The organism is Streptomyces sp. NPDC091281, assembly GCF_044757425.1.
Classification (GTDB): Bacteria; Actinomycetota; Actinomycetes; order Streptomycetales; family Streptomycetaceae; genus Streptomyces.
In genome coordinates this window covers 162,985-188,322 of sequence record NZ_JBIVUY010000006.1, presented here as the reverse complement: position 1 = coordinate 188,322, position 25,338 = coordinate 162,985, and the positions used below count along the sequence as shown (strand labels likewise).

Genomic DNA, 25,338 nt, shown 5'->3' with positions numbered 1-25,338 from the left:
GTCAGACGGGCGGCCAGGGGATGGCGGGCCACTCGGTGCCGGGCAGGGGGTGGCGGCCGGAGGCCAGGAGGGTCTCGACGCGGGCGCGGGTGGCGTCGAGTTCGGCCGGGGTGACGAGGTCGGCGAGGGTGCGGGCGAGGTGCCCGTCGGGCTCCAGGGCGGCGCCGAGCGTCTTGAGGACGTCCACGGCCTCCCCGGTGAGGGGTTCGCCCGCCCAGCCCCACAGGAGGGTGCGGAGCTTGTTCTCGACGTGGAAGGTGACGCCGTGGTCGATGCCGTAGAGGCGGCCGTCGGCGGTGGGCAGCAGGTGGCCGCCCTTGCGGTCGGAGTTGTTGACGACGGCGTCGAGGACGGCGAGGCGGCGCAGCCGCTCGTCGTCCGCGTGCACCAGCAGCGCGGTCCGGCCCTCGCCGACCTCGGCGAACCCGATCGCCTTCCAGCCCTCGCCGGGCTCCTCGGCGTCGAGGAGGGCGAGGAGGCCGTCGGCGCCCAGGTCGCCCTCTTCCTCCCCTGGTCCCTGCTCGATCCACAGCTGGCACATGCCCTCGCCGTGCGGGCCGTCGCGCAGCACGGTCGGCGGCACCAGGCCCCAGCCGGTCGCCTCGGAGACGGCGTACGTGGCGACCTCGCGGCGGGCCAGGTCGCCGTCGGGGAAGTCCCACAGGGGCCGTTCCCCGGCGACCGGCTTGTAGACGCAGGCGGCCTCGCGGCCCTCCAGGGCGACGGTGCAGTACAGGACCGTGTTGGACGCCTCGCGGATGCGGCCGCGGACGGTCAGCTCGCCGCGGGCGAGCAGCGCGGTGACGGCCGGGTCGGTGGCCGTCACGCTCCTCGCCGGTATCCGTTCTGGCGCGGACATACGTGTCCTTCCGGGTCGAGCGGGAGACTGCACAGCGGGCAGGGCGGGCGCCCGGCGTTGACGACGTCGAGGGCGCGCTTGGCGAAGGCGCGGGCCTGGGCGCCGGTGAGGCGGACGCGCAGCATCGGGGGGCCGTTCTCCTCGTCCTGGAGGAGCCGTTCCTCGGCCTCCGCGAGGTCCTCCTCGGAGTCGGCCTCCAGCTCGACCAGGGCCTGCGCCTCGACGATCATGCGCTGCTCGTCGCCGTCCCAGGCCAGGGCCATGGTGCCGACCCGGAACTCCTCCTCGACGGGGGTGTCCAGGGGGCGGGTGTCGGCGACCTCGGAGGGGGCGACCGCGGGCACGGAGGCGCTGCCGCCGCTGCGGCGGACGACCTCGTCGAGCAGTTCCTCCATGCGCTCGGCGAGCGCGGCCACCTGGGTCTTCTCCAGGGCGACGCTGGTGACGCGGGGACCGGCGGCGGCCTGGAGGAAGAAGGTGCGGCGTCCGGGCAGCCCGACCGTGCCGGCCACGAAGCGGTCCGGGGGGTCGTAGAGGAACACCTGACGGGACACGACCTGTCTCCATGGGAAATCGGGGTACGGGAACGTCCATGCACGAACGAGCGACTACGCGGACCGCTTCACCCTACTGCGGCCGACGATCACGGTGCGCCCGCATCGCCCCCGACCGTGGCGTCCTGCGCCGGGGGCTCCTCGCGGGGCACGAGGGAGGCGAAGTCACCGGTGTCGCCGAGCCGGACGAGGAACGGCCGCAGCCGGGTGTGGCGGATGACGGTGACGGAGCACGGTTCGACGGAGATCCGCTGGAACAGGTCGAGGTGGAGGCCGAGCGCGTCCGCGACCAGCGACTTGATGATGTCGCCGTGGGAGCACAGCAGCCAGACGGCGTCGGCGCCGTGGTCGCGCTCCACGCGCGCGTTCCACTCGCGGACCGCCTCGGCGGCGCGGGTCTGCATCGCGCGCATGGACTCGCCGCCGGGGAAGGCCGCGGCGGAGGGGTGCGCCTGGACGACCTCCATCAGCGGCTCGTCCTTCAGTTCGGCGAGCTTGCGCCCCGACCAGTCGCCGTAGTGGGCCTCCCCGACGCGGTCGTCGGTGTGCGCGGTCAGGCCGGGGCGGGCGTCCAGGAGCGGGCGGATCGTCTCCTGGCAGCGCTGGAGGGGGCTCGCGACGACCTCCGCGATGGGGACTCCGGCGAGGCGTCCGGGGAGGGCGGCGGCCTGGGCGGTGCCGCGCTCGTCGAGGGCGACGCCGGGGGTCCATCCGGCGAGCACTGCGGAGGTGTTGGCGGTGGAGCGTCCGTGCCGGACGAGGATGAGCGTGGGCATGCGGCCCAGGGTAGGCGTACACCCGGCGGCACCGGCCGCCCGGCGGAAGGAGAATGCGCTCCGTGATCGTGGACTGTGCCATCTACCGCGACGGACACCGTACGGACGGCCCCGAGGACTTCTCGGACGCGCTGGACCGGGCGCGGTCCGTGGGCGGCTTCGTCTGGATCGGGCTGCACGAGCCCGGGGAGGAGGAGTTCGCCCACATCACCAGCGAGTTCGGGCTGCACCCGCTGGCCGTGGAGGACGCCCTCAAGGCGCACCAGCGGCCCAAGCTGGAGGTCTACGACGACTCGCTGTTCCTGGTGCTGAAGCCGGTGGTGTACGAGCCCGACAGCGACACCGTCTCCTCCGGCGAGGTCATGGTCTTCCTCGGTGACGGCTTCGTGGTGACGGTCCGGCACGGCGGGGGCTCGCCGCTGGCGGCCGTCCGGCGGCGGCTGGAGGCGGAGCCGGAGATGCTGGCCAAGGGGCCGACGACGGTGCTGTACGCGATCGCCGACGCCACCGTCGACCACTATCTCGACGTGGCGACCGAGCTCCAGACCGACCTGGAGGAGCTGGAGGCGGAGGTGTTCTCCCCGGACGGCGGCGGCTCCCGCAACACCGCGTCCCGCATCTACACCTTCAAGCGGCAGGTCCTGGAGTTCCGGCGGGCGACGGTGCCGTTGACCCCGCCGGTGGCGCGGCTGGCCGGGGCGCCCGGACTCGGGGCGGGGCTGCCGTTCGTGGACGACAGGGCGCGCCCCTTCTTCCGTGACGTGGGCGACCACCTCGCGCGGGTGAACGAGTCCGTGGAGGCCCTCGACCGGCTGGTGTCGGACATCCTGTCGGCGCACCTGGCGCAGATGAGCGTCCGGCAGAACGACGACATGCGGAAGATCTCCGCGTGGGCCGCCATGGCGGCCGTGCCCACCCTCATCGCGGGCATCTACGGCATGAACTTCGACCACATGCCGGAGCTGCACTGGGTGTGGGGCTATCCGGCGGTGGTCGCCGTGATGGTCGCGCTGGAGCTGTCGCTGTACCGGCTGTTCAAGCGGCGGGGATGGATGTGAGGGCCGCCGCCCGGCGGAGGGGTACGGGGGTCAGGCGAACTCGGGGGCGGTGGTGGCGGGTCCGCCGAGGGCGTCGCGGCGCTCGGGCATCTCCAGGGTGACCATGCGGCGCCAGCCGACGAGGCGTTCCCAGGCGTACACGGCGTGGATGCCCGCCGCCAGGACGGCCGCCTTGGGGCGGGACCAGCCGAGGACGCGGCCCATCTCGGCCATGACGGCGAGGCTGACGTCCCGGTAGACGCGGATCTCGGCGAGCGCCGACGCGCGCAGGGTGCGCTGGATGGCGCGGCCGTGGCCCGCGCGCGCGAAGCGCAGCAGTTCCTCGTGGCAGTACGCGAGGTGGTTGTCCTCGTCCTGGGAGATCATCCGCACGGCCCTGCCGAGGTCGGGGTGGTCGGCGAAGTGCTTGCGCAGCAGTTCCATCTGCTCGGAGGCGCGCTGCTCGGTGACCCGGCTGTGGGCGAGGTAGGTGACGATGTCCTGCACGGTCAGCGGCTGGTCGGCCGTGAGCCTGGCGTGGGGCAGGCCGATGCCGCCGCGCTCCAGGAGCATCGTGTAGTCGGTCTCGGGCGGGACGGGGACGGGCTGGAGCCCGCGCTTCTTGAGCAGGGCGTTGAAGATCCGCCCGTGCTTGTCCTCGTCGGCGCCGTGCCGGACGATCTTCGGGGCGAGGTCGCGCTCGGCGGGCGGCACGAGGGCCGCGATCCGGGCGTTCTCCCAGCCGCCCTGGGACTCCCCGCTGGCGGCGATCGAACAGAACAGCCGGAACGACTCGTCGTGGTCGAGGATCTCCTGGAACAGACTCTTGGCCGAAAGCATCGTGAGGCACCCTCTCCGCATCCCGTGGGAATCCGCAGGTCCGCAGAGAACGAGTCAAGTGCGGGGCGGTGGGTGCTGCAACAGCTGTGTCGGACAACTCCGCCGAATGGATGACAAGCCAGGAGACACCCGGCACCCCGATCCACCGCCGTCCCACCCGTGACCGTCCCGCCCCGCGCGGCGTTGTTCCCCGTGACGGCCGTGGCGGGGAAGACCCCCGAGCCCCCACCACGGCCGCGGAACCTCCCCACGACGCCGGGCCCTCGGGCCCGGCGTCGGTGCGTGTCCGTGACCGGGGTGAGGTGACCGTCCACCCCCGGAGGGACCCTCAGGCGAGACCCGCCAGTTCCAGCGCCTCGGCTCCCGCGCGCAGGGACGTGAGGCGTTCTTCGAGGGTGAAGCCCGCGGGGGCGAGGGTGAGGGTGGTGACGCCGACGGCGGCGTACGCCTTCATGCGGTCGGCGATCCGCTCGACCGAGCCCAGCAGCGTCGTCCGGTCGATCAGCTCGTGCGGTACGGCGGCCGCGGCGGCCTGCTTGTCGCCGGAGAGGTACTTGTCCTGGATCTCGGCGGCGGCCTCCTCGTAGCCCATGCGCTGCGCGAGCTGGTTGTAGAAGTTCTGCTTGCGGCTGCCCATGCCGCCCACGTACAGCGCGGTGTAGGGGCGGAAGGTGTCGGCGAGGCGCTCGACGTCCTTGTCGTCGCCGGTGGCCAGCGGCAGCGTGGGGCAGACGTCGAAGCCGTCCAGCGTCAGCCCCGCCTTCTCGCGCCCCGCGCGCAGGTGCCGCAGCGCGGTGTCCTCGATGTGCTCGGCGGCCGGGAAGATCAGCAGGGCGCCGTCGGCGATCTCGCCGGTCTGCTCCAGGTTCTTCGGGCCGATCGCGGCGATGTAGAGCGGGATGTGCTCGCGCTCGGGGTGCACGGTCAGCTTGAGCGGCTTGCCGGGACCGCCGGGCAGCGGCAGCGTCCAGTGCTCACCGTCGTACGACAGGCGCTCGCGGGTCATCGCCTTGCGGACGATCTCGACGTACTCGCGGGTGCGGGCGAGCGGCTTGTCGAACTTGACGCCGTACCAGCCCTCGGAGACCTGCGGGCCCGAGACGCCGAGGCCGAGGCGGAAACGGCCGCCGGAGAGGGAGTCCAGGGTGGCGGCCGTCATCGCGGTCATCGCGGGCTGGCGGGCCGGGATCTGGAAGATGGCGGAGCCGACGTCGATGCGCTCGGTGCGCGCGGCGACCCAGGCCAGCACGGTGGCGGCGTCGGAGCCGTACGCCTCGGCGGCCCAGCAGACCGCGTAGCCGAGCCGGTCGGCCTCCTGGGCCACGGCGAGGTTGTCCCCGTCCATTCCGGCACCCCAGTAGCCGAGGTTGATCCCGAGCTGCATGGCGGATTCCCCTTACCGATCAGTAACGACGCTGTCGCGGAGACACTAGCGCGGCGGCGGGCCGGGCGGGGAGGGCGCGCGGGCGTGGGGCGCGTCACCGGCCAGGGCGCCGACCTGCGGCTCACCGGCCCGCGGACCGGGCCGGATTCGGTTGTCCACAGGCAACCCACGGCTCAGTTCTGGCCAGTAATCTCGGCGTTCATGGAGCAGAGGCATCTCGGCCGCACCGGCCTGCGTGTGTCCCGGATCGGGCTGGGCACTTTGACCTGGGGCCGCGACACCGACGAGCACGACGCCGCGGACCTCTTGAAGACGTTCTGGGAGGCGGGCGGCACCCTCGTCGACACGGCCGACGTGTACGGCGACGGGGAGGCCGAGTATCTGCTGGGACGGCTGCTGGACGGCCTGGTCCCGCGCCGGGACCTGGTGATCTCGACGAAGGCGGGCAGCGTGCCCGACCCGGACCGCCGGGTGGACGGCTCGCGGGGACACCTGCTCGCCGCCCTGGACGCCTCGCTGGCCCGGCTGGGCACCGACCACGTCGACCTCTGGCAGGTGCACGCGTTCGATCCGGACACCCCGCTGGAGGAGACCCTCCAGGCGCTGGACGTCGCGGTCGCCAGCGGCCGGGCGCGGTACGCGGGCGTGTCCAACTTCTGCGGCTGGCAGCTCGCGAAGGCCGCCACCTGGCAGCTCGCCGCGCCCGGCACCCGGACCCGCCTCGCGGGCACCCAGCTGGAGTACTCGCTGCTCCAGCGCGGGGTGGAGCGGGAGGTGCTGCCGGCCGCCCGGGACCTGGGCATCGGGCTGCTGCCGTCCTCGCCGCTGGGTCGCGGAGTGCTGACCGGCAAGTACCGGGGGGACGCGCTGCCGCCCGACTCGCGCGCCGCGTCGGACTATCTCGCGCCTTTCGTGGAGCCGTATCTCGACGACACGGCGGGCCGGGTGGTGGACGCGGTGCAGACCGCGGCGGACGGGCTGGCGGTGACCCCGCTCCAGGTCGCCCTGGCCTGGGTCCGCGACCGGCCGGGCGTCACCGCCCCGATCGTCGGCGCGCGCAACGCGCAGCAGCTCACGGCCGCGTTGTCAGTGGAGACGCTTAGTCTTCCTGACGAGATCTGCCGGGCGCTCGACGACGTGTCGGCGCCCGTGCACCGCTATCCCGATCACCACTGGAGCACGCTGTGAGCACGGAGCCGGAGCCCGCCGAGAGCACGGAACACCCCGCGCCGGGGACACCGGACGAGGGCGCCGGGGGCGGCGAGGGCATGGACGGCGGCGGGACCGCCACGGCCCCGGACCACACCGGCGCGGGCACCGACGACACCGGCGCCGACGCGGAGGACACGGGTCCGGAGGGCGGCGGCGCCGAGGGAACCGGAGAGGCGACCGGCGAGGGCGGGGAGGCGGCGCCCCGGCTCTCCGAGGCGGAGGCCGAACTCGCCGCGCAGAAGCTGGAACGCGAGCGGATCGCGCGCCGCAAGGCGGAGAAGGCCGGGCCGATCGCCGCCGGGGCGAAGCTGAGCGGCACGGCGGCCGACCTGCTCGCCGCGGTGCGGGCCGTGGAGAGCGGCGCCCGTCCCACGACCCTGGCCGCCGACCCGGCTCCCGCGGCCTCGGCCACGCCTCCGGCACCCCGCCGCCCCGCCCCCGAGCCCGTACGACGCCCGCAGCCGGTGCCCGCGGCGCCCCCCGCGCCCGTGGCTCCCGCCGCCGACACCGTCGAGGGCGTACGGCGCGTGCTGGCCGGTGGCGGTGCCCCCGAGACGCTGGCGCCGCAGGTCGCGGCGGTCCTCGGCGAGGGGGCCGCGGAGCTGCTGGGCGAGGACCCCTGGCAGTTGCTGCGCGTGCCGGGCGTGCGGCCGGAGCAGGCCGACGGATTCGCGCGGGCCCTGCTGGGCGCCGAGTGCGCTCCCGACGACGAGCGGCGCGGCCGGGCGGTCACGGTCTGGCTGCTGGAGCAGGCGGCGCTCGCCGGGCACACCGCGCTGGAGGTGTCGACGCTGACCGGGGCGCTGGCCCGGCAGGGCGTGCCGGACGCCGACGACGCCGTGCAGAGCGCCCTCGCGGAGGGCGAGGCCCTGGCCTTCCAGGACGCCCTGGACGAACCCGGCGCGTCCCGGCCCGCCCAGCCCGCCGCCGAGGCCGCCGGGGCTGACGAGGAGGGCGCCGAGGACGCCGACGAGGAGTCGGTGCCGGTCCGGGTGCTGGTGGGCCTGGAGCGGTTCGCGCTCGCGGAGGAGAGCCTGGCGGACGGTCTCGCCCGGATCGTCAACGCGCTGGACAAGGAGTCCGCCCCGGCATGGGAGGGCGTCGCCGGCGCCGCGTCCGGCAGCGCGGCCGACCTGATCCGCGCCGTCGCGGGCCACGGGCTGGTCCTGCACACCGGCGGCGAGGCGGCCCGCGCGGAACCGGTGGCGCTGCTCGCCGCCGCCCGCGACCTGGGCCTGCGTCCCGTCGCGGCCTGCCTCACCGAGGACGGCCGCCGCAGGCTCGCTGCCCTCGCCTCCTCCACCGCACCGGGGTCCGAGGAGGCGCCGGACGCGGCGGCCGGTGTCGTCACCCTGCCCGGCCTGCTGTCCGGCGCGGAGGGCCCCGGCCGGGACGCGGACGGCGCCCTCGCCCTGGACCTCCTGGTCCTGCTGGACGCCCCGCAGCTCGACGTGGAGGCGGCCGCGATGGTCGTGGAGGCGCTGCCCGACGGCGCCCGGCTCGTCCTCAGCGGTGATCCGGCGCTGCTGTGGTCGGCCGGTCCCGGCCGGGTCTTCGCCGACCTGCTGGCCGCCAAGGTCTGCCCGCAGGTCGCCTCCCGCACCCCGGACCCGGGGCCGCTCGGCGAGCTGGTCTCCGGGATCGGCGTCGGCGAGCTGAACCAGGTCGAGGCACCCGGCAAGGAGATCGTGATCGTGCCGGTGCGGGACGCGGGCGAGGCCGTGCACCGCACCGTGCAGCTGGTCGCGGACTCGGTGCCGCGCGCCTTCGGCGTCACCCCCGAGCACACAGTGGTGATCACTCCGGGCCACGGCGGCGCGGCGGGCACCCGCGCCCTCAACACGGCGCTCAAGGAACGCCTCAACCCCGGCCCCGGCCGCTTCGGCGGCTTCGACCCCGGCGACCGCGTCGCCTACTCCCCCGCGCCGGGTCGTACGGTGCCCGGCCAGGTGGTGACGGCCGACGCCGACGGACTGCACCTGTCCTGCGCGGGCGCCGCCGTCGTCGTCCCCAGGGAGCGGGTCGAGCAGTCCGTCCGGCACGGGTGGGCGCTGACGGCGCATCAGGCGGTGGGCGGCCGGTGGCCCGCGGCGGTCGTGGTGCTGCCCGGAGACGCGGCGCAGGCCCTCTCCCGCCCCTGGGTCTACACGGCCTTCGGCCGGGCGGAGCGCCATCTGTCCGTGGTGCACGGCGCGGACCAGGCCCTCCCCCGTGCGGTCGCCGAGGTCACGGCGAAGCCCCGGACGACCCGGCTGCCCGCCCTGCTGCGCGCCCAGGTCCCGGCCGCCTCGGCCTGACGGCCCCCGAAGACGCCGACGGCGGCGGCCGGACCACGGGCTCCCGCCCGCCTCCGCCCACCGCCGTCCAGACACCACACGCCGTACGCACGCCGTACGCCTTTGCCAACGCCGTACGCCGCCGACCGGCCCTAGCCGACCACGCGCCCCGCGCGCCCGTCGTCCAACGGCTCCAGATCCTCGTCCGTGTCGTCCGTGTCGTCGAAGTCCTCGGCCTCGCTGTCGTCGCCGTCGTCCTCTTCGGCCCCGTCGTCCTCGTCGTCCTCGTCATGAAGATCGACGTCGTCGTCGAAGACCGAGCTGACATCGAAGCGGCACACCACCCGCTGCGGGTCGAGCTGCTCGAAGGGGGTCTCCAGCCACTCCCCCGGCTCGGCCGGTTCGTCCGCGGCCAGCACCCACAGCGTGGAGTCGCCCTCCTCCAGGCCGAACTCCTTGTGCCGCGAGGCGATCTCGTCCGGCTCGAACTCGCCGAACAGCAGCCCCAGCGCCCCGTGCACCGTGCCGGAGGACTCCGCGTCCGTGCCGTCCTCGGCCTCGGCCGCCTCCACCCGCTGCGCCTGGGCCAGCAGCCGCTGCGGCTCCACCACCGCGTAGTCGCGGCGGATCAGCACGCTGAGGGCGTTCGGCTCCTCCGGGCCCGCGTAGGGGGGCAGGGAGTCGTCCGCGCCCGGGATCTCGAAGGGGGTGACCTCGTCGTACCGGTCGTAGAGCAGCTCGTCGTAGACCTCGGCGGCCGCGGCCAGCTCGTTGAACGCCTCGTAGACGGACGGGTCGTCCTCGCCCGTCCTGCGTTCGACCGCCGCCAGGTGACGGTCGAGCGCGGTCTTGACCGCCTCGGCGGCGGCGCGTACCTCGGCAGCGGTGGGCTGCGCAGCATCAGACATAGTGCAGACGCTATCCGTACCGGGCCCCAGCCCGCACAATAGATGCGATGCCGGAATACGAATTTGTCGACGTGTACGTGCCACGCGGGGTTTCCCGCAAGGAATCGACCCGTCTGCTGACCGACCATGCCGAGTACGGGAACTGGGAGTTGCACCGTCTGAGCCTGATGCGCGACGGCAGCCGCAGAGTGCGGCTGCGGCGGCGGATCATCCGTCAGGCGCGGGCCACGTGGTGAGCGGTTCCACGACGTGAGGTGACCCCGACGACGACGGAGCGGGCCCCGCCGAGGCGGGGCCCGCTCCGTCGCGCGGTACCGGGCGGCAGAGGTGCCGCGGCCGGTCAGACCGAGGCGCGCGCCTTGCGGTAGAGGACGGCACCCGCGAGCAGCGCGCCCGCGCCCGCCGGGAGGACCAGGCCGAGCGGGACGCCGTTGCCGGTCTCGGCGAGCTGCGCGGAGTGCGCGGGCCGCTGGGCCGAGACGGCCGGGGTCACGTGGCCGGGCCTGACCGGGGTGGTCTCGGGCTCGGAGGAGCTGGGCTTGCCGGGGCCGGTCGGCTTGCCGGGGGGCTGGGTGCCGGGCGGCTCCTCCTCACCGGGCGGGGTGGGGCTCTCGCCGTTGGCGCAGTCGTTGCCGTAGGCGGGGTTGAGCAGGCCGACGACGTCGACCGTGTTGCCGCAGACGTTCACCGGGACGCTGACCGGGGCCTGGACGTTGTTGCCGGACAGGACGCCGGGGGAACCGGCGGTGTGGCCGCCCGCCTGCGCGCCGCCCGCGCCACCGTGCGCGCCGGAGCCGCTGTGCGTGCCCGAGCCGTTGTGCGAGCCGCCGTGCTGCCCGCCCGCGTGGCTGCCGCTCCCCCGGCCGCCGCCGTGGCCGCCGCCCTGGTTGCCTCCGCCCCCGGCGTGCTTGCCGCCGGTCTTCCCCCCGGTCTTGCCGGTGCTCTGGTTGGCGCAGGAGTTGCCCATCGCCGGGTTGAGGACGCCGACGACGTCCACGGTGTTGCCGCAGACGTTGACCGGGACGTTCACCGGGGCCTGGACGTTGTTGCCGGACAGGACGCCGGGGGAACCGGCGGCGGAGCCCTGCGCGCCGGTGTCGGCGTGGGCGTATCCACCGGCGGCGGCGATCACCCCCGTCGCCGCCGCCACCGTCATGAGGCCTTTGCGGGTGACCTGTCGCATTGCTGAATCCCTGCTTTCGATCGCGTCCCGAATCGCCCGCATCTTTCCAGCCGCGCGGCGCGTATCGGGCTTTTCGGGTTCCGAGACTTCTTCGGCTTTTCCTTCGGCTTTCGCGCGAAGTGACGGGAAAAGGGCCGTCGGCCCCGGAGCGCATGGCGCGCGCTCCGGGACCGACGGTGTGGACGACCCCTCGGTGGGTCGACGTCAGCCGTTGACGCAGGCGTTGCCGAAGGCGGGGTTCAGCAGACCGATCACCGAGATCGTGTTGCCGCAGACGTTCACCGGGATGTGAACGGGCACCTGGATCACGTTGCCGGAGAGGACGCCGGGGGAACCCACGGCGGCACCCTGGGCACCGGAATCGGCGACGGCCATGCCCGCGCTCATGAGCACCAGACCGCCGGTGGCAGCCGCAGCGGCGACGACCTTCTTGATCATTATTCCTCCTCGTTGGCAAAGCGACCCCAGAGCAGCGGATCGCATCACCAGTAACGAGGGGGAAGTAATGGGGCTACGTGCTTATCGGCGCATTCACTCTTCTCAGTCCGTTCCGTACAGGCGGCCGTACACGCCAGGTTGACGGGGCGCGGCACACCCCGGCACGCCCCGGCACATGGGCGTCGGGTCAGGAGGCGTCGATGAAGCGGTCGAGCACCCGGACGCCGAACTTCAGGCCGTCCACCGGGACCCGCTCGTCGACGCCGTGGAACATGCCCGCGAAGTCCAGCTCCGGGGGCAGCTTCAGCGGGGCGAAGCCGAAGCCGCGGATGCCGAGGTCGTCGAAGGACTTGGCGTCGGTGCCGCCGGAGAGCATGTACGGGATGGCCTTGGCGGTCGGGTCCTCGGCGACCAGCGCGGACTGCATGGCCTCGACGAGGGGCCCGTCGAAGGAGGTCTCCACGGCCTTGTCTGCGTGGACGTCCTCGCGGCGCACCTTCGGGCCGAGGATGCGGTCGAGGTCGGCGAGGAACTCCTCCTCGTGACCGGGCAGGAAGCGGCCGTCGACGTGCGCGGTGGCCTCGCCGGGGATGACGTTGACCTTGTAGCCCGCGCCGAGCTGGGTCGGGTTGGCGGTGTTGCTCAGGGTGGCGCCGATCAGCTTGGCGATGCCGCCGAGCCGGGCGAGCGTGGACTGCATGTCGTCGGCGTCCAGTTCCAGGCCGAGGGCGTCGCCCAGCTCGTCCAGGAAGGCGCGGGTGGTCTTGGTGACGCGGACGGGGAAGGTGTGGCGGCCGAGGCGGGCGACGGCCTCGGACAGCTCGGTGATCGCGTTGTCCCGGTGGATCATCGAGCCGTGCCCGGCGGTGCCGGCGACGGTCAGCTTCATCCAGTGCATGCCCTTCTCGGCCGTCTGGATCAGGTAGAGCCGCCGCTGCTCGCTGACCGTGAAGGAGAAGCCGCCGACCTCGCTGATCGCCTCGGTGACGCCCTCGAACAGGTCGGGGTGGTGGTCGACGAGGTGGCGGGCGCCGTAGGTGCCGCCGGCCTCCTCGTCGGCGAGGAAGGCGAGGACGATGTCGCGCGGGGGGCGGCGCCCGGAGCGCAGCCGGTCACGGACGACGGCGAGGGTCATGGCGTCCATGTCCTTCATGTCGACCGCGCCCCGGCCCCACACGCAGCCGTCGGCGATCTCGCCGGAGAAGGGGTCGTAGGTCCAGTCGGCCGCGTTGGCGGGGACCACGTCGGTGTGGCCGTGGATGAGCAGCGCGGGCCGCGAGGGGTCCTCGCCCTCGATGCGGGCCACGGTGGAGGCCCGTCCGGGGTGCGACTCGAAGATCTTCGGTTCGAGGCCCACCTCGGCGAGCTTCTCCGCGACGTACTCGGCCGCCGCGCGCTCCCCCGGACCCGAGTGGTCGCCGTAGTTGCTGGTGTCGATCCGGATCAGGTCGCGGCAGAGGTCCACGACCTCGTCCTCGCCGCTGACGCCCCGGGTCGTGTCGTCCGTCGCGCTCACGCTGGTTCCTCCCGCTGTCACTGCTGGTGGTTCTCAGTCCTTTCATCCTCTCTCTCCCGCGCCCCCCGCCCAAGGCCGGTCCCGGCCCGTCACACGCCGTTCACGCCGGAGGCGATCGGGAGCGGGGGCGGTCCCGCGGGGCGGGGGCGCGGGCGCGGGGCGCGGGCCGGGGTGCGCGGCCACCACCGGTGATCGGGCACCCCGCAAAGCCTGGTAACGTTTACTTCGTCGCCGCGGGGGAAACCCGGCGCGACAGACACCTTGTCCGGGTGGCGGAATGGCAGACGCGCTAGCTTGAGGTGCTAGTGCCCTTTATCGGGCGTGGGGGTTCAAGTCCCCCCTCGGACACTCTTCGACGGCGAGGGCCGCGACCATCAGGTCGCGGCCCTCGCCCGTTGTGTGGGGCATCTCTCCCGGTCCGGAAGATCACCAGGTCAGCGCGGTGCGGGAGGGTGCGACCGGCACTCGAACGGCTGACCCCGGTGGTCGTCACCGGGGGCCCGGCCTAGCTTCGTACTAAAATTTCCGGCTTGTTACGGAGCTGGCGCCGGACAACCCCAGGCAGACCTGCGGGCCCGCCAGCGCCCCGGAGGTTCCGGGAACGAGACGCGAGGACCTGATGGCAGCCATAGACGAGAGCAGCGCTCTCGGCCTGCTCGACGAAGAGATCCGCGAACAGCTCGGCGACACCGCCCGCTTCTCCGGCGGTCCCGCGGCCTCCCCCCGGACCCTGATCGACATCCTGGACGCCTCCGTGCGCTCCTTCCCCGACGAGCCCGCGCTCGACGACGGGACGACCGCGCTGACCTACCGGGCGCTCGCCGTCGAGGTGGACCGGCTGCGGCGGCGGCTCGCCCGGGCCGGGGTCGGCCTGGGCGACCGGGTCGGGGTGCGGGTGCCGTCCGGGACCAACGACCTGTATGTGGCGATCCTGGCCGTCCTCGCCGCCGGGGCCGCCTATGTGCCCGTCGACGCCGAGGACCCCGACGAACGGGCCGAGCTGGTGTTCGGGGAGGCCGGGGTGCGGGCCGTCGTCGGCGCGGGCCACGAGCTGACCGTGCACGGCCGTTCCGAGGCGCCCGCCGCCCGGCCCGGCGCCGAGCACGACGCGTGGATCATCTTCACCTCCGGCTCGACGGGGAAGCCCAAGGGGGTCGCCGTCAGCCACCGCAGCGCCGCCGCGTTCGTGGACGCCGAGGCCGCACTCTTCCTCACCGAGGAGCCGATCGGGCCCGGCGACCGGGTCATGGCGGGCCTGTCGGTCGCCTTCGACGCGTCCTGCGAGGAGATGTGGCTGGCCTGGCGGTACGGCGCCTGCCTGGTGCCGGTGCCGCGCTCCCAGGTCAGGAGCGGCGCCGACCTCGGGCCCTGGCTGGTCGAGCAGGAGATCACCGTCGTGTCGACGGTGCCGACGCTCGCGGCCCTGTGGGAGTCCGAGACCCTCAACGACGTACGCCTGCTGATCTTCGGCGGGGAGGCGTGTCCGCCCGAGCTGGCGCAGCGGCTGGTGACCGAGGGGCGGGAGGTCTGGAACACGTACGGGCCGACCGAGGCGACCGTCGTGGCGTGCGCGGCCCTGATGACGGGCGCGGAACCGATCCGGATCGGGCTGCCGCTGCGGGGCTGGGAGCTGGCCGTCGTGGACGAGGCCGGGGAGCCGGTGCCGATGGGCGCCACCGGGCAGCTCGTCATCGGCGGCGTCGGCCTGGCCCGCTATCTCGACGCGGAGAAGGACGCCGAGAAGTACGCGCCGCTGGAGTCGCTGGGCTGGGAGCGGGCGTACCGCAGCGGTGACCTGGTGAAGGCGGACCCCGAGGGGCTGGTCTTCCTCGGGCGGGCCGACGAGCAGATCAAGCTCGGCGGGCGGCGCATCGAGCTGGGCGAGGTGGACGCGGCGCTCCAGGCGCTGCCGGGGGTCGCCGGTGCCGCGGCGGCCGTACGGACCGCGCGCAGCGGCAACCAGCTCCTCGTCGGCTATGTCGTCACCCAGGACGGCTGGGACCGGGCGGCGGCCGTGGAGCGGCTGCGGGCCGAGCTGCCCGCCGCGCTGGTGCCGCTGCTGGCCCCGGTGGACGACCTGCCGACGCGGACGTCGGGCAAGGTCGACCGCAACGCCCTGCCGTGGCCGCTGAAGGATCTTGAGCCCGCCGGGCCCGCCGAGCAGCTCTACGGGACCGAGGCGTGGCTGGCCGAGCAGTGGGCGGCGGTCCTCGGGGTGCCCGTGGGCGGGGCGCGCGACGACTTCTTCGCGATCGGCGGCGGCAGTCTGGCCGCCGCGCAGCTCACCACCCGGCTGCGGACCCGCTACCCGAGCGTCGCCGTGCTCGACATCTACCAGCAGCCGGTGCTGCGCAAGCTCGCCCGGTACCTGGAGGAGTCCGCGCAGGACGACGGCGCGCGGCGCGTGATCGCCCCGGTCCCCCGGCGGGCGCAGCTCGTGCAGCTGCTGGTGCTGGTGCCGCTGTTCACGCTGCTCGGCGTGCGCTGGACGCTGCTGCTGGCCGCCGCGGGCAACGTGCTGCCCGCGCACGGCTGGCTGCCGACCGCGCCCTGGTGGCTGCTGGCGGCCGGGGCGCTGGTGTTCTTCAGCCCGCCCGGCCGGATCGCGCTCGGCGCGGGCGGGGCGCGGCTGCTGCTGCGCGGGGTGAAGGCGGGCCGTCATCCGCGCGGCGGGAGCGTGCATCTGCGGTTGTGGACGGCGGAGCGGCTGGCCGAGTTCTCGGGGGCGACCTCGCTGACCGGGTCGTGGCTGGAGCGGTACGCGCGCGCCCTGGGCGCCCGGATCGCGCCGGACGTCGACCTGCACGCGCTGCCGCCGGTCACCGGGATGCTCCGGATGGGCCGGGGCGCGGCGGTGGAGTCCGAGGTGGATCTGTCGGGCTGGTGGCTGGACGGCGACCGGCTGGAGATCGGCGCGGTCCGGGTCGGCGCGCACGCCGTCGTCGGCACGCGCAGCATCCTCTTCCCCGGGGCCCGCGTCGGCAAGCGGGCCGAGGTCGCGCCGGGCTCGGCCGTCACCGGGCAGGTCCCCACGGGGCAGCGCTGGGCGGGCGCGCCCGCGGTGAAGCTCGGCAAGGCGAAGCGGAACTGGCCCAAGGACCGCCCGCCGCGCGGCCGGGCCTGGCGGGTGCTGTACGGGGTGACGGGCCTCGGTCTGACCCTGCTGCCGGTGCTGGCGGCGGGCGCCGCGCTGCTGGTGGCGTACGCGCTGGTCACGCCGGAGGCCCCGCTGCGGGGCGCGGCGATCGCCCTGGTCCCGGCGACGCTGGCCTACGGGCTGGCGTACGCGCTGCTGATCCTCGTCGGGGTGCGGCTGCTGAGCCTGGGGCTGCGGGAGGGGACGCATCCGACGCACGGGCGGATCGGCTGGCAGGCCTGGACGGTCACCCAGCTGATGGACCGCTCCCGCGAGACGCTGTTCCCGCTGTACGCCGGGCTGGTCACGCCGGTGTGGCTGCGGCTGCTGGGGATGCGGATCGGGCGGGGCGCGGAGGTGTCGACGGTGCTGGCGCTGCCGAGCCTGACGACGGTCGGCGAGGGCGCGTTCCTCGCCGACGACACGCTGACCGCGCCGTACGAGCTGGGCGGCGGCTGGATGCGGATCGGGCGGGCCGAGATCGGGCGGCGGGCGTTCCTCGGGAACTCGGGGATGACCGCGCCGGGCCGGTCGGTGCCGGACGGCGGGCTGGTCGGCGTGCTGTCGGCGACGCCGAAGAAGGCGAAGAAGGGCAGCTCCTACCTGGGGCTGCCGCCGGTCCGGCTGCCGCGCGCGGCCGGCGCGGGCGACCAGAGCCGCACCTACGACCCGCCGGCCCGGCTGCTGTGGGCGCGCGGGCTGGTGGAGCTGTGCCGGCTGGTGCCGGTGTTCTGCTCGGCCGGTCTGGTGGTGCTGACGGTGGCCGCGCTGTGCGCGCTCGGCCCGTGGGCGGCGCCGCTGTCGGGGCTGGTGCTGCTGGGCGCGGGCGGGGCGGCGGCGCTGCTGTCGATCGTCGCGAAGTGGCTGCTGGTGGGGCGGCACCGCAGCGGGGAGCACCCGCTGTGGAGCGGTTTCGTGTGGCGCAACGAGCTGGCGGACACCTTCGTCGAGGTGGTGGCCGTGCCGTGGCTGGCGGGCGCCGTGCCGGGTACGCCGGTGATGACGGCGTGGCTGCGCGGGCTGGGCGCGAAGGTCGGCCGGGGCGTGTGGGTGGAGAGCTACTGGCTGCCGGAGACCGACCTGGTCACCCTGGAGGACGCGGCGACGGTGAACCGGGGCTGCGTGCTCCAGACTCACCTCTTCCACGACCGGATCTTGCGGACGGATACTGTGGTCCTCCGTGAGGGTGCCACGCTGGGCCCTGGCGGGATCGTGCTGCCCGGCAGCACGGTCGGGGCCCGGACGACTCTGGGTCCCGCGTCGCTCGTGATGGCCGCGGAGTCCGTTCCGGACGACACCCGCTGGCTCGGCAACCCGATCGAGGCATGGCGCCCCTGAGCGCCGGTCACTCGGAACCGGACGGCGGCACACCGGCGGGGAGTGGCGGCACGGCGCAGGGAGCGGACGCGGCAGTGGCAGTTCAGCAGGCGGTGGGGTCGGACCCGTACTTCCCGGCCAACGGCGACGCCCGGTACCGGGTGCATCGCTACGAGCTGACGCTGGACTACCGGCCCGCGCCGAACCGGCTCTCCGGGGCGGCCCGGATCAACGCGATAGCGGGCCGCTCGGCGCTTCCCGAGTTCCAGCTCAACCTGGCCGACTTCAAGATCGGCCGGGTCCGGGTCGACGGCCGCCCCGTCCACTACACGCACCGGGGCGGGCGGCTGCGGGTGCGGCCCGCGAAGCCGCTGCGGGCGGGGGCCGCGTTCACGGTCGAGGTGCAGTGGGCGGGGAATCCGGGGCCGGTGAGCAGCCCGTGGGGCGGGATCGGCTGGGAGGAGCTGGCCGACGGGGCGCTGGTGGCGAGCCAGCCGGTCGGGGCGCCGTCCTGGTACCCGTGCAACGACCGGCCCGCCGACAAGGCGTCGTACCAGATCTCGGTGACCATCCCGTCCGCGTACGCCGTGGTGGCGGGCGGGCGGCTGCTGACCCGGACGACGAAGGCGTCCACGACGACCTGGGTGTACGAGCAGTCCGCGCCGACGTCGAGCTATCTGGTGGGCCTCGCGATCGGGAAGTACCAGACGGTGCTGCTGGGCGACCCCGGGCTCGGCGGGGTGCCGCAGCACGGGCACATCCCGGCGCAGCTGCTGCCGGAGTTCTCGCGGGACTTCGCCCGGCAGCCCGGCATGATGCATCTCTTCCAACAGCTCTTCGGCCCCTACCCGTTCGACGAGTACGCGGTGGTGGTGACCGAGGAGGAACTCGATGTCCCCGTCGAGGCGCAGGGGTTGTCGCTGTTCGGCGCCAACCACGTGGACGGGGCGCGGGGTTCGGAGCGGCTGGTGGCGCACGAGCTGGCCCACCAGTGGTTCGGCAACAGCGTCTCCATCGCGGACTGGCGGCACATCTGGCTCAACGAGGGCTTCGCCAAGTACGCGGAGTGGCTGTGGTCGGAGCGCTCCGGCGGCCGGTCCGCGCAGCAACTCGCCGCCGCCGCGCACCGGTTGCTGTCGACGCTGCCGCAGGACCTGCGACTGGCGGACCCCGGCCGCAAGTCGATGTTCGACGACCGGCTCTACGAGCGCGGCGGCCTGACCGTGCACGCGCTGCGCTGCGCGCTGGGCGACGACGCGTTCTTCCGGATGCTGCGCGCCTGGCTGGGCCTGCACCGGGGCGGCGCGGTCACCACGTCCGCCTTCACCTCCCACGCGGCCCGCTTCGCCGACGAGCCCCTCGACGACCTCTTCGACGCCTGGCTGTACGGGACGGCCCTGCCGCCGCTGCCGCGGGCGGAGACACGGGCGGCGAGCTGAACGGGCCGCCCCACCGGGGCCGCCCCACCGGGTGCGCTGCGCCGGGGGCGGGCCGGAGCGGGCGGCGGGGTCCGGTTGAATGGGGGGTATGGCCTCCCGTTCCTGCCCCTGTGGTCTGCCCGGTTCCTACGACGCCTGTTGCGGGCGGTATCACGCCGGTCCCGGCGGTGCGCCGACCGCCGAGGCGTTGATGCGGTCGCGGTACAGCGCCTTCGTGCGGGGGGACACGGCGTATCTGCTGCGGACCTGGCATCCGCGGACCCGGCCCGCGACGCTCGACCTCGGTCCGGGGACGCGCTGGACGGGGCTGGAGATCCTGGACACCGTCGGCGGGTCGGCGTTCCACACCACCGGGGCGGTGGAGTTCCGGGCGTCCTACCGGGGCGGGGCGCTGCGCGAGCGCAGCACCTTCGAGCGGGTCGACGGGGCCTGGGTGTACGTGGACGGGGAGTTTCCCGCGTAGCCGGGGCGGCCCCTCAGGGGGCCAGGATGTCCAGTTCCTGGAGGGCGCCCACGGTGATCTCCCGGGTCAGTCTCTCCGCGCGGTCCGCGTCGCCCTCCCGGACCGCCTCCGCGACCTGGACGTGCAGGGTGACGGCGGCCGGGTCGGGGTCGGGGTACATCACCTCGTGCTGGGTGCGGCCGGTGAGGACCTCGGCGACGACGTCCCCGAGGCGGGCGAACATCTCGTTGCCGGACGCCGTGAGGATCACCCGGTGGAAGGCCACGTCGTGGAAGAGGTAGTTCTCCAGTTGCCGCCCGCGTGAGGTGGCCACCATCCCGAGCGCGCACTCGGTGAGTTCCGCGCACTGCTCCGCCGTGGCGTTGCGGGCCGCCAGGGCCGCCGCGGCCGGTTCGACCGCCGACCGCAGCACGGTGAGCGAGCGCAACTGGTGCGGGCGGTCGGCGCCCGCGAGCCGCCAGCGGATCACCTGCGGGTCGTAGACGTTCCACTCCGCCCTGGGCCGCACGGTGACGCCGACGCGCCGCCGGGACTCCACCAGGTGCATCGATTCGAGGACGCGGACCGCCTCCCGCATCACCGAGCGGGAGACGTCGAAGCGCTGGGCCAGTTCGTCCGTGCGCAGAACGCTGCCCGGGGGGTATGCGCCCGCTGTGATGGCGGGGCCGAGGGAGTCGAGTACATGGCCGTGCAGACCCCGGCCCGGAGTGGTCATGCACTCAGCGTACGGGGTGCGTCACGGAGCTAAAAAGTCAGACTTATACGTCACAGACTCTTGAATTCGTCGTACCTAATGCGTTTCAGTGTGGTCGACATCAGGTGTCGAGGAAGACAGCGAGGCAGAGATGCACACCCCTCACGTCGTCGTGGTGATGGGCGTCGCCGGTACGGGCAAGACGACCATCGGTCCGCTGCTCGCGGCCCGGCTGGGCGTCCCGTACGCCGAGGGCGACGACTTCCACCCGCGGGCCAACATCGCCAAGATGTCGGCCGGCACCCCGCTGGACGACGGCGACCGGTGGCCCTGGCTGGACGCCATCGGCTCCTGGGCGCACACGCGGGACGGGCTCGGCGGGGTGGTCAGCTGCTCGGCGCTGAAGCGGTCGTACCGTGACCGGCTCCGCGCCGCCGCCCCCGGCGTCGTCTTCCTGCACCTCTCGGGCGACCGGGCGCTCATCGAGGACCGTATGGCGCACCGGCAGGGGCACTTCATGCCGGCCGCGCTGCTCGACTCCCAGTTCGCCGCGCTCCAGCCCCTGGGCCCGGACGAGGCGGGCGTCGCGGTCGACGTCACCGGCGGCCCCGAGGAGATCGTCGCGCGGGCCGCGGCGGCTCTGGAAGGACCGGCGGACCCACAGCCCCCCGCGCGGCACCCGTAGTACCCGCACCACCAGTTGGGCCCGCACCACCCGTAGGACCCGTAGTACCGCCGTATCCGCAGTACCGCAGCACCTCCTCCCCCACGCTCCCCGTTCCCCGTCATTCCCCCGTCTCCCAAGGGACCCCCGTGACCAGACTCAGCGTCGAGATGCTGGCAGCGGACAGCGTCGAGCCGATCACCTCGGCCGGCCACGCGCAGCTCGGCATCGCCGTCCTGGCGGGCATCGCCGTCATCGTCCTGCTCATCACCAAGTTCAAGGTCCACGCCTTCCTGGCCCTGACCATCGGCACGCTCGCCCTCGGCGCGTTCGCCGGGGCGCCGCTGGACAAGGCCATCGTCAGCTTCACGACCGGGCTCGGCTCCACCGTGGCCGGTGTCGGTGTGCTGATCGCGCTCGGCGCGATCCTCGGCAAGCTGCTCGCCGACTCGGGCGGCGCCGACCAGATCGTCGACACGATCCTCGCCAGGGCGAGCGGCCGGTCGATGCCCTGGGCCATGGTGCTGATCGCCTCGGTGATCGGCCTGCCCCTCTTCTTCGAGGTCGGCGTCGTCCTGCTGATCCCGGTCGTCCTCATGGTCGCCAAGCGCGGCAACTACTCGCTGATGCGGATCGGCATCCCGGCGCTGGCCGGTCTCTCCGTGATGCACGGCCTCGTCCCGCCGCACCCCGGTCCGCTGGTCGCGATCGACGCCATCGGCGCCAACCTGGGTGTGACGCTCGCGCTGGGCGTGCTCGTCGCCATCCCGACGGTGATCATCGCCGGGCCGGTGTTCTCCCGGTACGCCGCCCGCTGGGTGGACGTGCCCGCCCCGGACCGGATGATCCCGCAGCGGCCCTCCGAGGACCTGGAGAAGCGGCCCGGCTTCGGCGCCACGCTGGCGACCATCCTGCTGCCGGTCGTGCTGATGCTCGCCAAGGCGCTCGTCGACATCGTGGTGGACGACCCCGAGCACGGCGTGCAGCGCGTGTTCGACGTCGTCGGCTCGCCGCTGATCGCCCTGCTCGCCGCCGTCCTGGTCGGCATGTTCACGCTGGGCATGCCCGCCGGTTTCTCCCGTGAGCGGCTCTCGCGGCTCGTCGAGCAGAGCCTCGCGCCCATCGCGGGCGTCCTGCTCATCGTCGGCGCGGGCGGCGGCTTCAAGCAGACCCTCATCGACTCCGGTGTCGGGCAGATGGTCCTGGACATATCCGAGGACTGGTCGATCCCGGCACTGCTGCTGGGCTGGCTGATCGCGGTGGTGATCCGGCTGGCGACCGGCTCGGCCACGGTGGCGACCGTGTCGGCGGCCGGGCTGGTCGCCCCGCTCGCGGCCGACATGTCGACCGCGCACGCGGCCCTGCTCGTCCTCGCCATCGGCGCGGGCTCCCTCTTCTTCAGCCACGTCAACGACGCCGGGTTCTGGCTGGTGAAGGAGTACTTCGGACTGACCGTCGGCCAGACCCTCAAGACCTGGTCCGTGATGGAGACCCTGATCTCGGTGGTCGCGGGCGGACTGGTGCTGTTGTTGTCCCTCGTCATCTAGCGACGCCTCGCGCGGAGGGCCATCGCCTTCCGGTACGCCGCCCGCCCCGGCCCGTCACGGTGTTCTCCCACCGTGACGGGCCGGGGCGGTTCGGTCGTGGGGGCGGCTCAGTCGTCGGGGCGGTTCGGTCAGTCGCGCCAGAGGGGGTGTTCCCGTTCCGCCCAGGCCCGGCTCACGGTGCCGGTGCGCATCCCGCGGCGGGCCTCCGGGTCGCCGAGGGCCATGCCGATGTGCCCGGCGAGGACGATGCCGACGGTGAGGGCCAGCCAGTCGTGGACGAAGGTCGCGCTGGTCCGCCACATGACCGGGGTGAGGTGGGTGAACCACATGAGCAGGCCGGTGCCGAGCATGACGAGCGTGGCGCCCGCGATCCAGGCCGCGTAGACCTTCTGGCCCGCGTTGAACTTCCCGGCGGGGCGGGACGCTTGCCGTCTGTCGCGGCGGAGCGCGGCCCGCAGCCAGCGGCGGTCGTGCGGGCCGAAGCGGTTCAGCCGGCCGAGGTCGGCGCGGAACGCCCGTGAGGCGAGTCCGGCCAGGACAGGCACCGGCAGGGCGAGGCCCGCCCACTCGTGAATCCGTACGACCAGTTCGCGGCGGCCGACGAGTTCGGCGAACTCGGGGACGTACAGGGCTGCGGCCGTGACGACGCAGACGCCCATGAGGACGGCCGAGGCGCGGTGCACCCACCGTTCGGCCGGGGTGAAGCGGCGGACCTCGGACGGGCGCACGGGCGGGGCGGTGGGGGCGGCGGTGTCAGCTCGTCGGTTCATCGTCCCGCCCGTTGGACCGGCCGACCCAGGCGTCCACGTCGTAGCCGCGGTCCTCCCAGTAGCCGGGCTCCACCTTCTTGGTGACGGTGATGCCGGAGAGCCACTTGGCGGACTTGTAGAAGTACATCGGGGCGACGTAGAGGCGGGCGGGGCCGCCGTGGGAGTGGCCGAGGTCCTCGTCCTGCATGCGCAGGGCGACCAGGACGTCGGCGCGGCGGGCCTGGTCGAGGGTGAGGCTCTCGGTGTAGGCGCCGTCGAAGCAGGTGAAGCGGACCGCCCCGGCCTCCGGGCGGACCCCGGCCGCGTCGAGCAGCACGGACAGCCGTACGCCTTCGAAGGGGGTGCCGGGGACGCGCCAGCCGGTGACGCACTGGACGTCGCGGACCATCCGGGTCTGGGGCAGCGCCCGCAGGTCGGCGAGGGTGTGGGTGGCGGGGCGGTCGACGAGGCCGTCGACGGTGAGGCGGTAGTTCGTGGCGTTCTTGCGCGGGACGGAGGAGGTGACGGAGTAGTAGCGGAAGCCGCCGCCGTTGGGGAGCAGGCCGGTCAGACCCGTGGGGTCCTTGTCGGCGGCGCCGCCGAGGAAGTCCTCCAGACGGCGCTGGAGGACGGGCGCGGCGACCAGGCCGAGGGCGCCCAGGCCGAGGGTGCCGAGGAAGACACGGCGTCCGACGGGGGTGCCGCGGCGGTCGGGGTCGTCGGGGGCGGGGGGACCGCCGGGACCTGCGGAGCCACGGCTGGCTGCGGAGCCACGGGGGGCTGCGGAGCCACGGGAGCCATGGGGGGCTGCGGAGCCACGGGAGCCATGGGGGGCTGCGGAGCCACGGGGGGCTGTGGAGCCACGGGGGTGTTCGGGACCGGCGGGGTCCGCGGGGCCGCTCTGGTCGGCCGGACCGTCGTCCGGCGGTGGTGTCGCGGGGTGCACCCCACCATTCGAACACCCTTGGCCCGGCCGGACCAAGGGATACCGGATTTCCCTCACCCACTTCTCAGCGGGCCGACTCGCGGCGGGCCGGTCACGCGGGCCGGTCGCGGCGGAACCGCCGTCCGTGGGGGTGGGCCCACCGCCGTCGGGGCGGGCCCACCGCCGTCGGCGCGCTCAGCCGAAGGCGCCCGCGCCGAGCGCGCCGGCCCGCGCCGCCCGGAACGCCGCGCGCGGGTCGCGGTCCGGGTAGGACCAGGGGGCCGGGGTGACATGGCCGCCGATGCGGTGGAACACGGCGGCGGCCTCGGCGGGGCGGCCCTCGCAGACCTTGGCGTGGGCCAGGTAGTTCAGGTCGACCAGGCGCCGTGGATGGTCGTCGTGCTCCCACTCCAGCCACCAGTCGAACGCGGCCTTCATGACCTCACCGGCGCCGTCGTCCCGCCAGTGCGCGGCGGTGGCCGGGTCGGCGGGGGCGAAGCCGCGGACGGCGAGGGCGCGGTAGCGCTCGGCGTGCGCGACGATCGGCAGGATGGCGAGCGGGGAGTCGGCCGGGGCCTGCTCGGCGGCCCAGGCGGCGAACTCGTAGACCTCGTGGAGCGCGTCGGGCCCCCGGTCCGCGCGGCGCTCGGCGAGCAGGGCGACCATCAGGTGATGGGCGTGGTGGTGGTCGCGGTGCCGCGCCCGGATCTCCTCGAAGACGCGGACGGCGGTGGCCGTGCCCTCCCCCTCCAGCATCAGCAGGCCGAGCCAGGGAGTGGGGTCGGCGGGCGCGCGGTCCGCCGCCGCCCGGCAGGCCTCGCGGGCGGCGGCCGGGTCCTCCTCGCCGCGCAGCGCGCGGCCCACCAGGGCGAGCGCCAGCAGGACGGCCCCGTCGGCGGAGTCGGGCTCGGCGTCCAGCCAGGCGCGGGCCCGCGGCAGGGCGAGCGGCGCCCGGGCGAGGACGACGGCGCGGTGTCCCCGGCGGTCCCAGTCGTCGCCGGTCCGGGCGAGCAGGGAGCGGGCGGACTGCCAGCAGCCCGACGCGGAGGCGTCGACCAGCGCCGAGAGGAGCGGGGCGTCGTCGAGCGCGGCGGCCACGCAGGGGGCGGGGACGGGCCCGGCGGGAGTGTCCGGCGCGGGTCCGCCACGGGACACGGCGGGAGGGCCGGGAGGTGCGGGATCGCCGCCCGGTGCGGGATCGCCGCCCCGTGGGGGTACGGCCGCGGCGGCGGCCCCCGGCTCGGGGGCCCGGTCGTCCGGGCCGGGGCCCGGCCCCGTATCCGGAACGTGGTCGGGTCCGGCGTCCCGGTCCGCGTCGGGCGACGCGGCGGCGTCCGACGCGGCGGCCTGGGACGGGACGGCGCCGGAGGCGACGCGCTGGGCGGGGAGAGAGGCCGTGCGGTCGACGCCGCGGCCGGAGG

At 74.3% G+C, this 25,338-nt stretch carries 22 protein-coding genes and 1 tRNA gene; 10 read left to right on the top strand and 13 right to left on the bottom strand.

The window, feature by feature from the left end; all coding sequences use genetic code 11:
* Position 1: 1 nt before the first annotated feature.
* The 3 genes from ACIQPQ_RS17735 to ACIQPQ_RS17725 all read right to left on the bottom strand — a co-directional run bounded on the left by ACIQPQ_RS17735 (position 2) and on the right by ACIQPQ_RS17725 (position 2,189).
* A complete protein-coding gene (locus ACIQPQ_RS17735) occupies positions 2-859 on the bottom strand; it encodes an SCO1664 family protein (protein WP_401304853.1) in 858 nt (285 codons plus the stop codon).
* A complete protein-coding gene (locus ACIQPQ_RS17730) occupies positions 823-1,413 on the bottom strand; it encodes a DUF3090 domain-containing protein (protein ID WP_383782206.1) in 591 nt (196 codons plus the stop codon). The genes ACIQPQ_RS17735 and ACIQPQ_RS17730 overlap by 37 nt, the downstream gene beginning before the upstream one ends.
* 89 nt (positions 1,414-1,502) lie before the next feature.
* Entirely contained in the window at positions 1,503-2,189 is a 687-nt protein-coding gene (locus ACIQPQ_RS17725) for a histidine phosphatase family protein (RefSeq protein ID WP_401304851.1), read from the bottom strand.
* 62 nt (positions 2,190-2,251) lie between these two features.
* Here ACIQPQ_RS17725 and corA point away from each other — a divergent pair, with 62 nt between their 5' ends.
* Positions 2,252-3,247, top strand: a complete 996-nt coding sequence (corA, locus tag ACIQPQ_RS17720; RefSeq protein WP_401304849.1) for a magnesium/cobalt transporter CorA — start codon at positions 2,252-2,254, stop codon at positions 3,245-3,247.
* A 30-nt stretch (positions 3,248-3,277) separates the two neighbouring features.
* Here the strand turns inward: corA and ACIQPQ_RS17715 are convergent, their stop codons facing one another.
* On the bottom strand, positions 3,278-4,066 hold the full coding sequence (locus ACIQPQ_RS17715) for a ferritin-like domain-containing protein (protein ID WP_401304848.1): 789 nt from the start codon (positions 4,064-4,066) through the stop codon (positions 3,278-3,280).
* Between the two features lie 328 nt (positions 4,067-4,394).
* Positions 4,395-5,450 carry an LLM class F420-dependent oxidoreductase gene (locus ACIQPQ_RS17710; protein WP_401304846.1) on the bottom strand — a complete coding sequence of 352 codons (1,056 nt, stop codon included), beginning with the start codon at positions 5,448-5,450 and terminating at the stop codon, positions 4,395-4,397.
* Positions 5,451-5,651: 201 nt separating this feature from the next.
* Here ACIQPQ_RS17710 and ACIQPQ_RS17705 point away from each other — a divergent pair, with 201 nt between their 5' ends.
* Together ACIQPQ_RS17705 and ACIQPQ_RS17700 are read left to right on the top strand one after the other, a co-directional pair.
* Positions 5,652-6,638 (top strand): aldo/keto reductase, encoded by a 987-nt coding sequence (locus ACIQPQ_RS17705; RefSeq protein ID WP_401304844.1) that lies wholly within the window; start codon positions 5,652-5,654, stop codon positions 6,636-6,638.
* A complete protein-coding gene (locus tag ACIQPQ_RS17700) occupies positions 6,635-8,959 on the top strand; it encodes a helix-hairpin-helix domain-containing protein (RefSeq protein WP_401304842.1) in 2,325 nt (774 codons plus the stop codon). The genes ACIQPQ_RS17705 and ACIQPQ_RS17700 overlap by 4 nt, the downstream gene beginning before the upstream one ends.
* Positions 8,960-9,090: 131 nt before the next feature.
* Here ACIQPQ_RS17700 and ACIQPQ_RS17695 read toward each other — a convergent pair whose 3' ends face one another.
* A complete protein-coding gene (locus tag ACIQPQ_RS17695; RefSeq protein WP_401304841.1) occupies positions 9,091-9,846 on the bottom strand; it encodes a hypothetical protein in 756 nt (251 codons plus the stop codon).
* 47 nt (positions 9,847-9,893) lie between these two features.
* Here ACIQPQ_RS17695 and ACIQPQ_RS17690 point away from each other — a divergent pair, with 47 nt between their 5' ends.
* Positions 9,894-10,082 carry a DUF5703 family protein gene (locus ACIQPQ_RS17690; RefSeq protein ID WP_383782190.1) on the top strand — a complete coding sequence of 63 codons (189 nt, stop codon included), beginning with the start codon at positions 9,894-9,896 and terminating at the stop codon, positions 10,080-10,082.
* Between the two features lie 104 nt (positions 10,083-10,186).
* Here ACIQPQ_RS17690 and ACIQPQ_RS17685 read toward each other — a convergent pair whose 3' ends face one another.
* The 3 genes from ACIQPQ_RS17685 to ACIQPQ_RS17675 form a co-directional block, all read right to left on the bottom strand.
* Entirely contained in the window at positions 10,187-11,029 is an 843-nt protein-coding gene (locus ACIQPQ_RS17685; protein WP_401304839.1) for a chaplin, read from the bottom strand.
* A 204-nt stretch (positions 11,030-11,233) separates the two neighbouring features.
* A complete protein-coding gene (gene chpH / locus ACIQPQ_RS17680; RefSeq protein ID WP_383779589.1) occupies positions 11,234-11,467 on the bottom strand; it encodes a chaplin ChpH in 234 nt (77 codons plus the stop codon).
* 187 nt (positions 11,468-11,654) lie between these two features.
* Positions 11,655-12,983 (bottom strand): M20/M25/M40 family metallo-hydrolase, encoded by a 1,329-nt coding sequence (locus tag ACIQPQ_RS17675; RefSeq protein ID WP_401304837.1) that lies wholly within the window; start codon positions 12,981-12,983, stop codon positions 11,655-11,657.
* 263 nt (positions 12,984-13,246) lie between these two features.
* Between ACIQPQ_RS17675 and ACIQPQ_RS17670 the strand changes: the two genes are divergently transcribed.
* From ACIQPQ_RS17670 to ACIQPQ_RS17655, 4 genes are all read left to right on the top strand, one after another.
* Positions 13,247-13,331, top strand: a tRNA-Leu gene (locus ACIQPQ_RS17670).
* A 271-nt stretch (positions 13,332-13,602) separates the two neighbouring features.
* Complete coding sequence (locus ACIQPQ_RS17665) at positions 13,603-17,457, top strand: Pls/PosA family non-ribosomal peptide synthetase (RefSeq protein ID WP_401304835.1); 3,855 nt, start codon at positions 13,603-13,605, stop codon at positions 17,455-17,457.
* A 74-nt stretch (positions 17,458-17,531) separates the two neighbouring features.
* Complete coding sequence (locus ACIQPQ_RS17660; RefSeq protein ID WP_383779607.1) at positions 17,532-18,875, top strand: M1 family metallopeptidase; 1,344 nt, start codon at positions 17,532-17,534, stop codon at positions 18,873-18,875.
* A gap of 88 nt (positions 18,876-18,963) precedes the next feature.
* Positions 18,964-19,338, top strand: coding sequence for a YchJ family protein (locus ACIQPQ_RS17655; protein ID WP_401304834.1), 375 nt, complete (start codon positions 18,964-18,966; stop codon positions 19,336-19,338).
* A gap of 13 nt (positions 19,339-19,351) precedes the next feature.
* Here ACIQPQ_RS17655 and ACIQPQ_RS17650 read toward each other — a convergent pair whose 3' ends face one another.
* Positions 19,352-20,053: a FadR/GntR family transcriptional regulator gene (locus ACIQPQ_RS17650; RefSeq protein WP_401304832.1), complete on the bottom strand. Its 702-nt coding sequence runs from the start codon at positions 20,051-20,053 to the stop codon at positions 19,352-19,354.
* Positions 20,054-20,183: 130 nt separating this feature from the next.
* Here ACIQPQ_RS17650 and ACIQPQ_RS17645 point away from each other — a divergent pair, with 130 nt between their 5' ends.
* Together ACIQPQ_RS17645 and ACIQPQ_RS17640 are read left to right on the top strand one after the other, a co-directional pair.
* Positions 20,184-20,717: a gluconokinase gene (locus ACIQPQ_RS17645; RefSeq protein ID WP_401304830.1), complete on the top strand. Its 534-nt coding sequence runs from the start codon at positions 20,184-20,186 to the stop codon at positions 20,715-20,717.
* A 128-nt stretch (positions 20,718-20,845) separates the two neighbouring features.
* Positions 20,846-22,243 carry a GntP family permease gene (locus ACIQPQ_RS17640; RefSeq protein WP_401304828.1) on the top strand — a complete coding sequence of 466 codons (1,398 nt, stop codon included), beginning with the start codon at positions 20,846-20,848 and terminating at the stop codon, positions 22,241-22,243.
* A 128-nt stretch (positions 22,244-22,371) separates the two neighbouring features.
* Here the strand turns inward: ACIQPQ_RS17640 and ACIQPQ_RS17635 are convergent, their stop codons facing one another.
* The 3 genes from ACIQPQ_RS17635 to ACIQPQ_RS17625 form a co-directional block, all read right to left on the bottom strand.
* Complete coding sequence (locus tag ACIQPQ_RS17635) at positions 22,372-23,013, bottom strand: cytochrome b/b6 domain-containing protein (RefSeq protein WP_401304826.1); 642 nt, start codon at positions 23,011-23,013, stop codon at positions 22,372-22,374.
* Complete coding sequence (locus ACIQPQ_RS17630; RefSeq protein ID WP_401304824.1) at positions 22,997-23,938, bottom strand: molybdopterin-dependent oxidoreductase; 942 nt, start codon at positions 23,936-23,938, stop codon at positions 22,997-22,999. Before ACIQPQ_RS17630 ends, ACIQPQ_RS17635 begins: the two co-directional genes overlap by 17 nt.
* 174 nt (positions 23,939-24,112) lie before the next feature.
* Entirely contained in the window at positions 24,113-25,072 is a 960-nt protein-coding gene (locus ACIQPQ_RS17625; protein WP_401305237.1) for a hypothetical protein, read from the bottom strand.
* Positions 25,073-25,338: the final 266 nt, after the last annotated feature.

Bases quoted from the DNA above. Each gene is read 5' to 3' on its own strand.
- ACIQPQ_RS17735 (WP_401304853.1), bottom strand. From the start codon at position 859: ATGTCCGCGCCAGAACGGATACCGGCGAGGAGCGTGACGGCCACCGAC.
- ACIQPQ_RS17725 (WP_401304851.1), bottom strand. From the start codon at position 2,189: ATGCCCACGCTCATCCTCGTCCGGCACGGACGCTCCACCGCCAACACC.
- ACIQPQ_RS17715 (WP_401304848.1), bottom strand. From the start codon at position 4,066: ATGCTTTCGGCCAAGAGTCTGTTCCAGGAGATCCTCGACCACGACGAG.
- ACIQPQ_RS17710 (WP_401304846.1), bottom strand. From the start codon at position 5,450: ATGCAGCTCGGGATCAACCTCGGCTACTGGGGTGCCGGAATGGACGGG.
- ACIQPQ_RS17705 (WP_401304844.1), top strand. From the start codon at position 5,652: ATGGAGCAGAGGCATCTCGGCCGCACCGGCCTGCGTGTGTCCCGGATC.
- ACIQPQ_RS17695 (WP_401304841.1), bottom strand. From the start codon at position 9,846: ATGTCTGATGCTGCGCAGCCCACCGCTGCCGAGGTACGCGCCGCCGCC.
- ACIQPQ_RS17690 (WP_383782190.1), top strand. From the start codon at position 9,894: ATGCCGGAATACGAATTTGTCGACGTGTACGTGCCACGCGGGGTTTCC.
- ACIQPQ_RS17685 (WP_401304839.1), bottom strand. From the start codon at position 11,029: ATGCGACAGGTCACCCGCAAAGGCCTCATGACGGTGGCGGCGGCGACG.
- chpH (WP_383779589.1), bottom strand. From the start codon at position 11,467: ATGATCAAGAAGGTCGTCGCCGCTGCGGCTGCCACCGGCGGTCTGGTG.
- ACIQPQ_RS17665 (WP_401304835.1), top strand. From the start codon at position 13,603: ATGGCAGCCATAGACGAGAGCAGCGCTCTCGGCCTGCTCGACGAAGAG.
- ACIQPQ_RS17655 (WP_401304834.1), top strand. From the start codon at position 18,964: ATGGCCTCCCGTTCCTGCCCCTGTGGTCTGCCCGGTTCCTACGACGCC.
- ACIQPQ_RS17650 (WP_401304832.1), bottom strand. From the start codon at position 20,053: ATGACCACTCCGGGCCGGGGTCTGCACGGCCATGTACTCGACTCCCTC.
- ACIQPQ_RS17645 (WP_401304830.1), top strand. From the start codon at position 20,184: ATGCACACCCCTCACGTCGTCGTGGTGATGGGCGTCGCCGGTACGGGC.
- ACIQPQ_RS17635 (WP_401304826.1), bottom strand. From the start codon at position 23,013: ATGAACCGACGAGCTGACACCGCCGCCCCCACCGCCCCGCCCGTGCGC.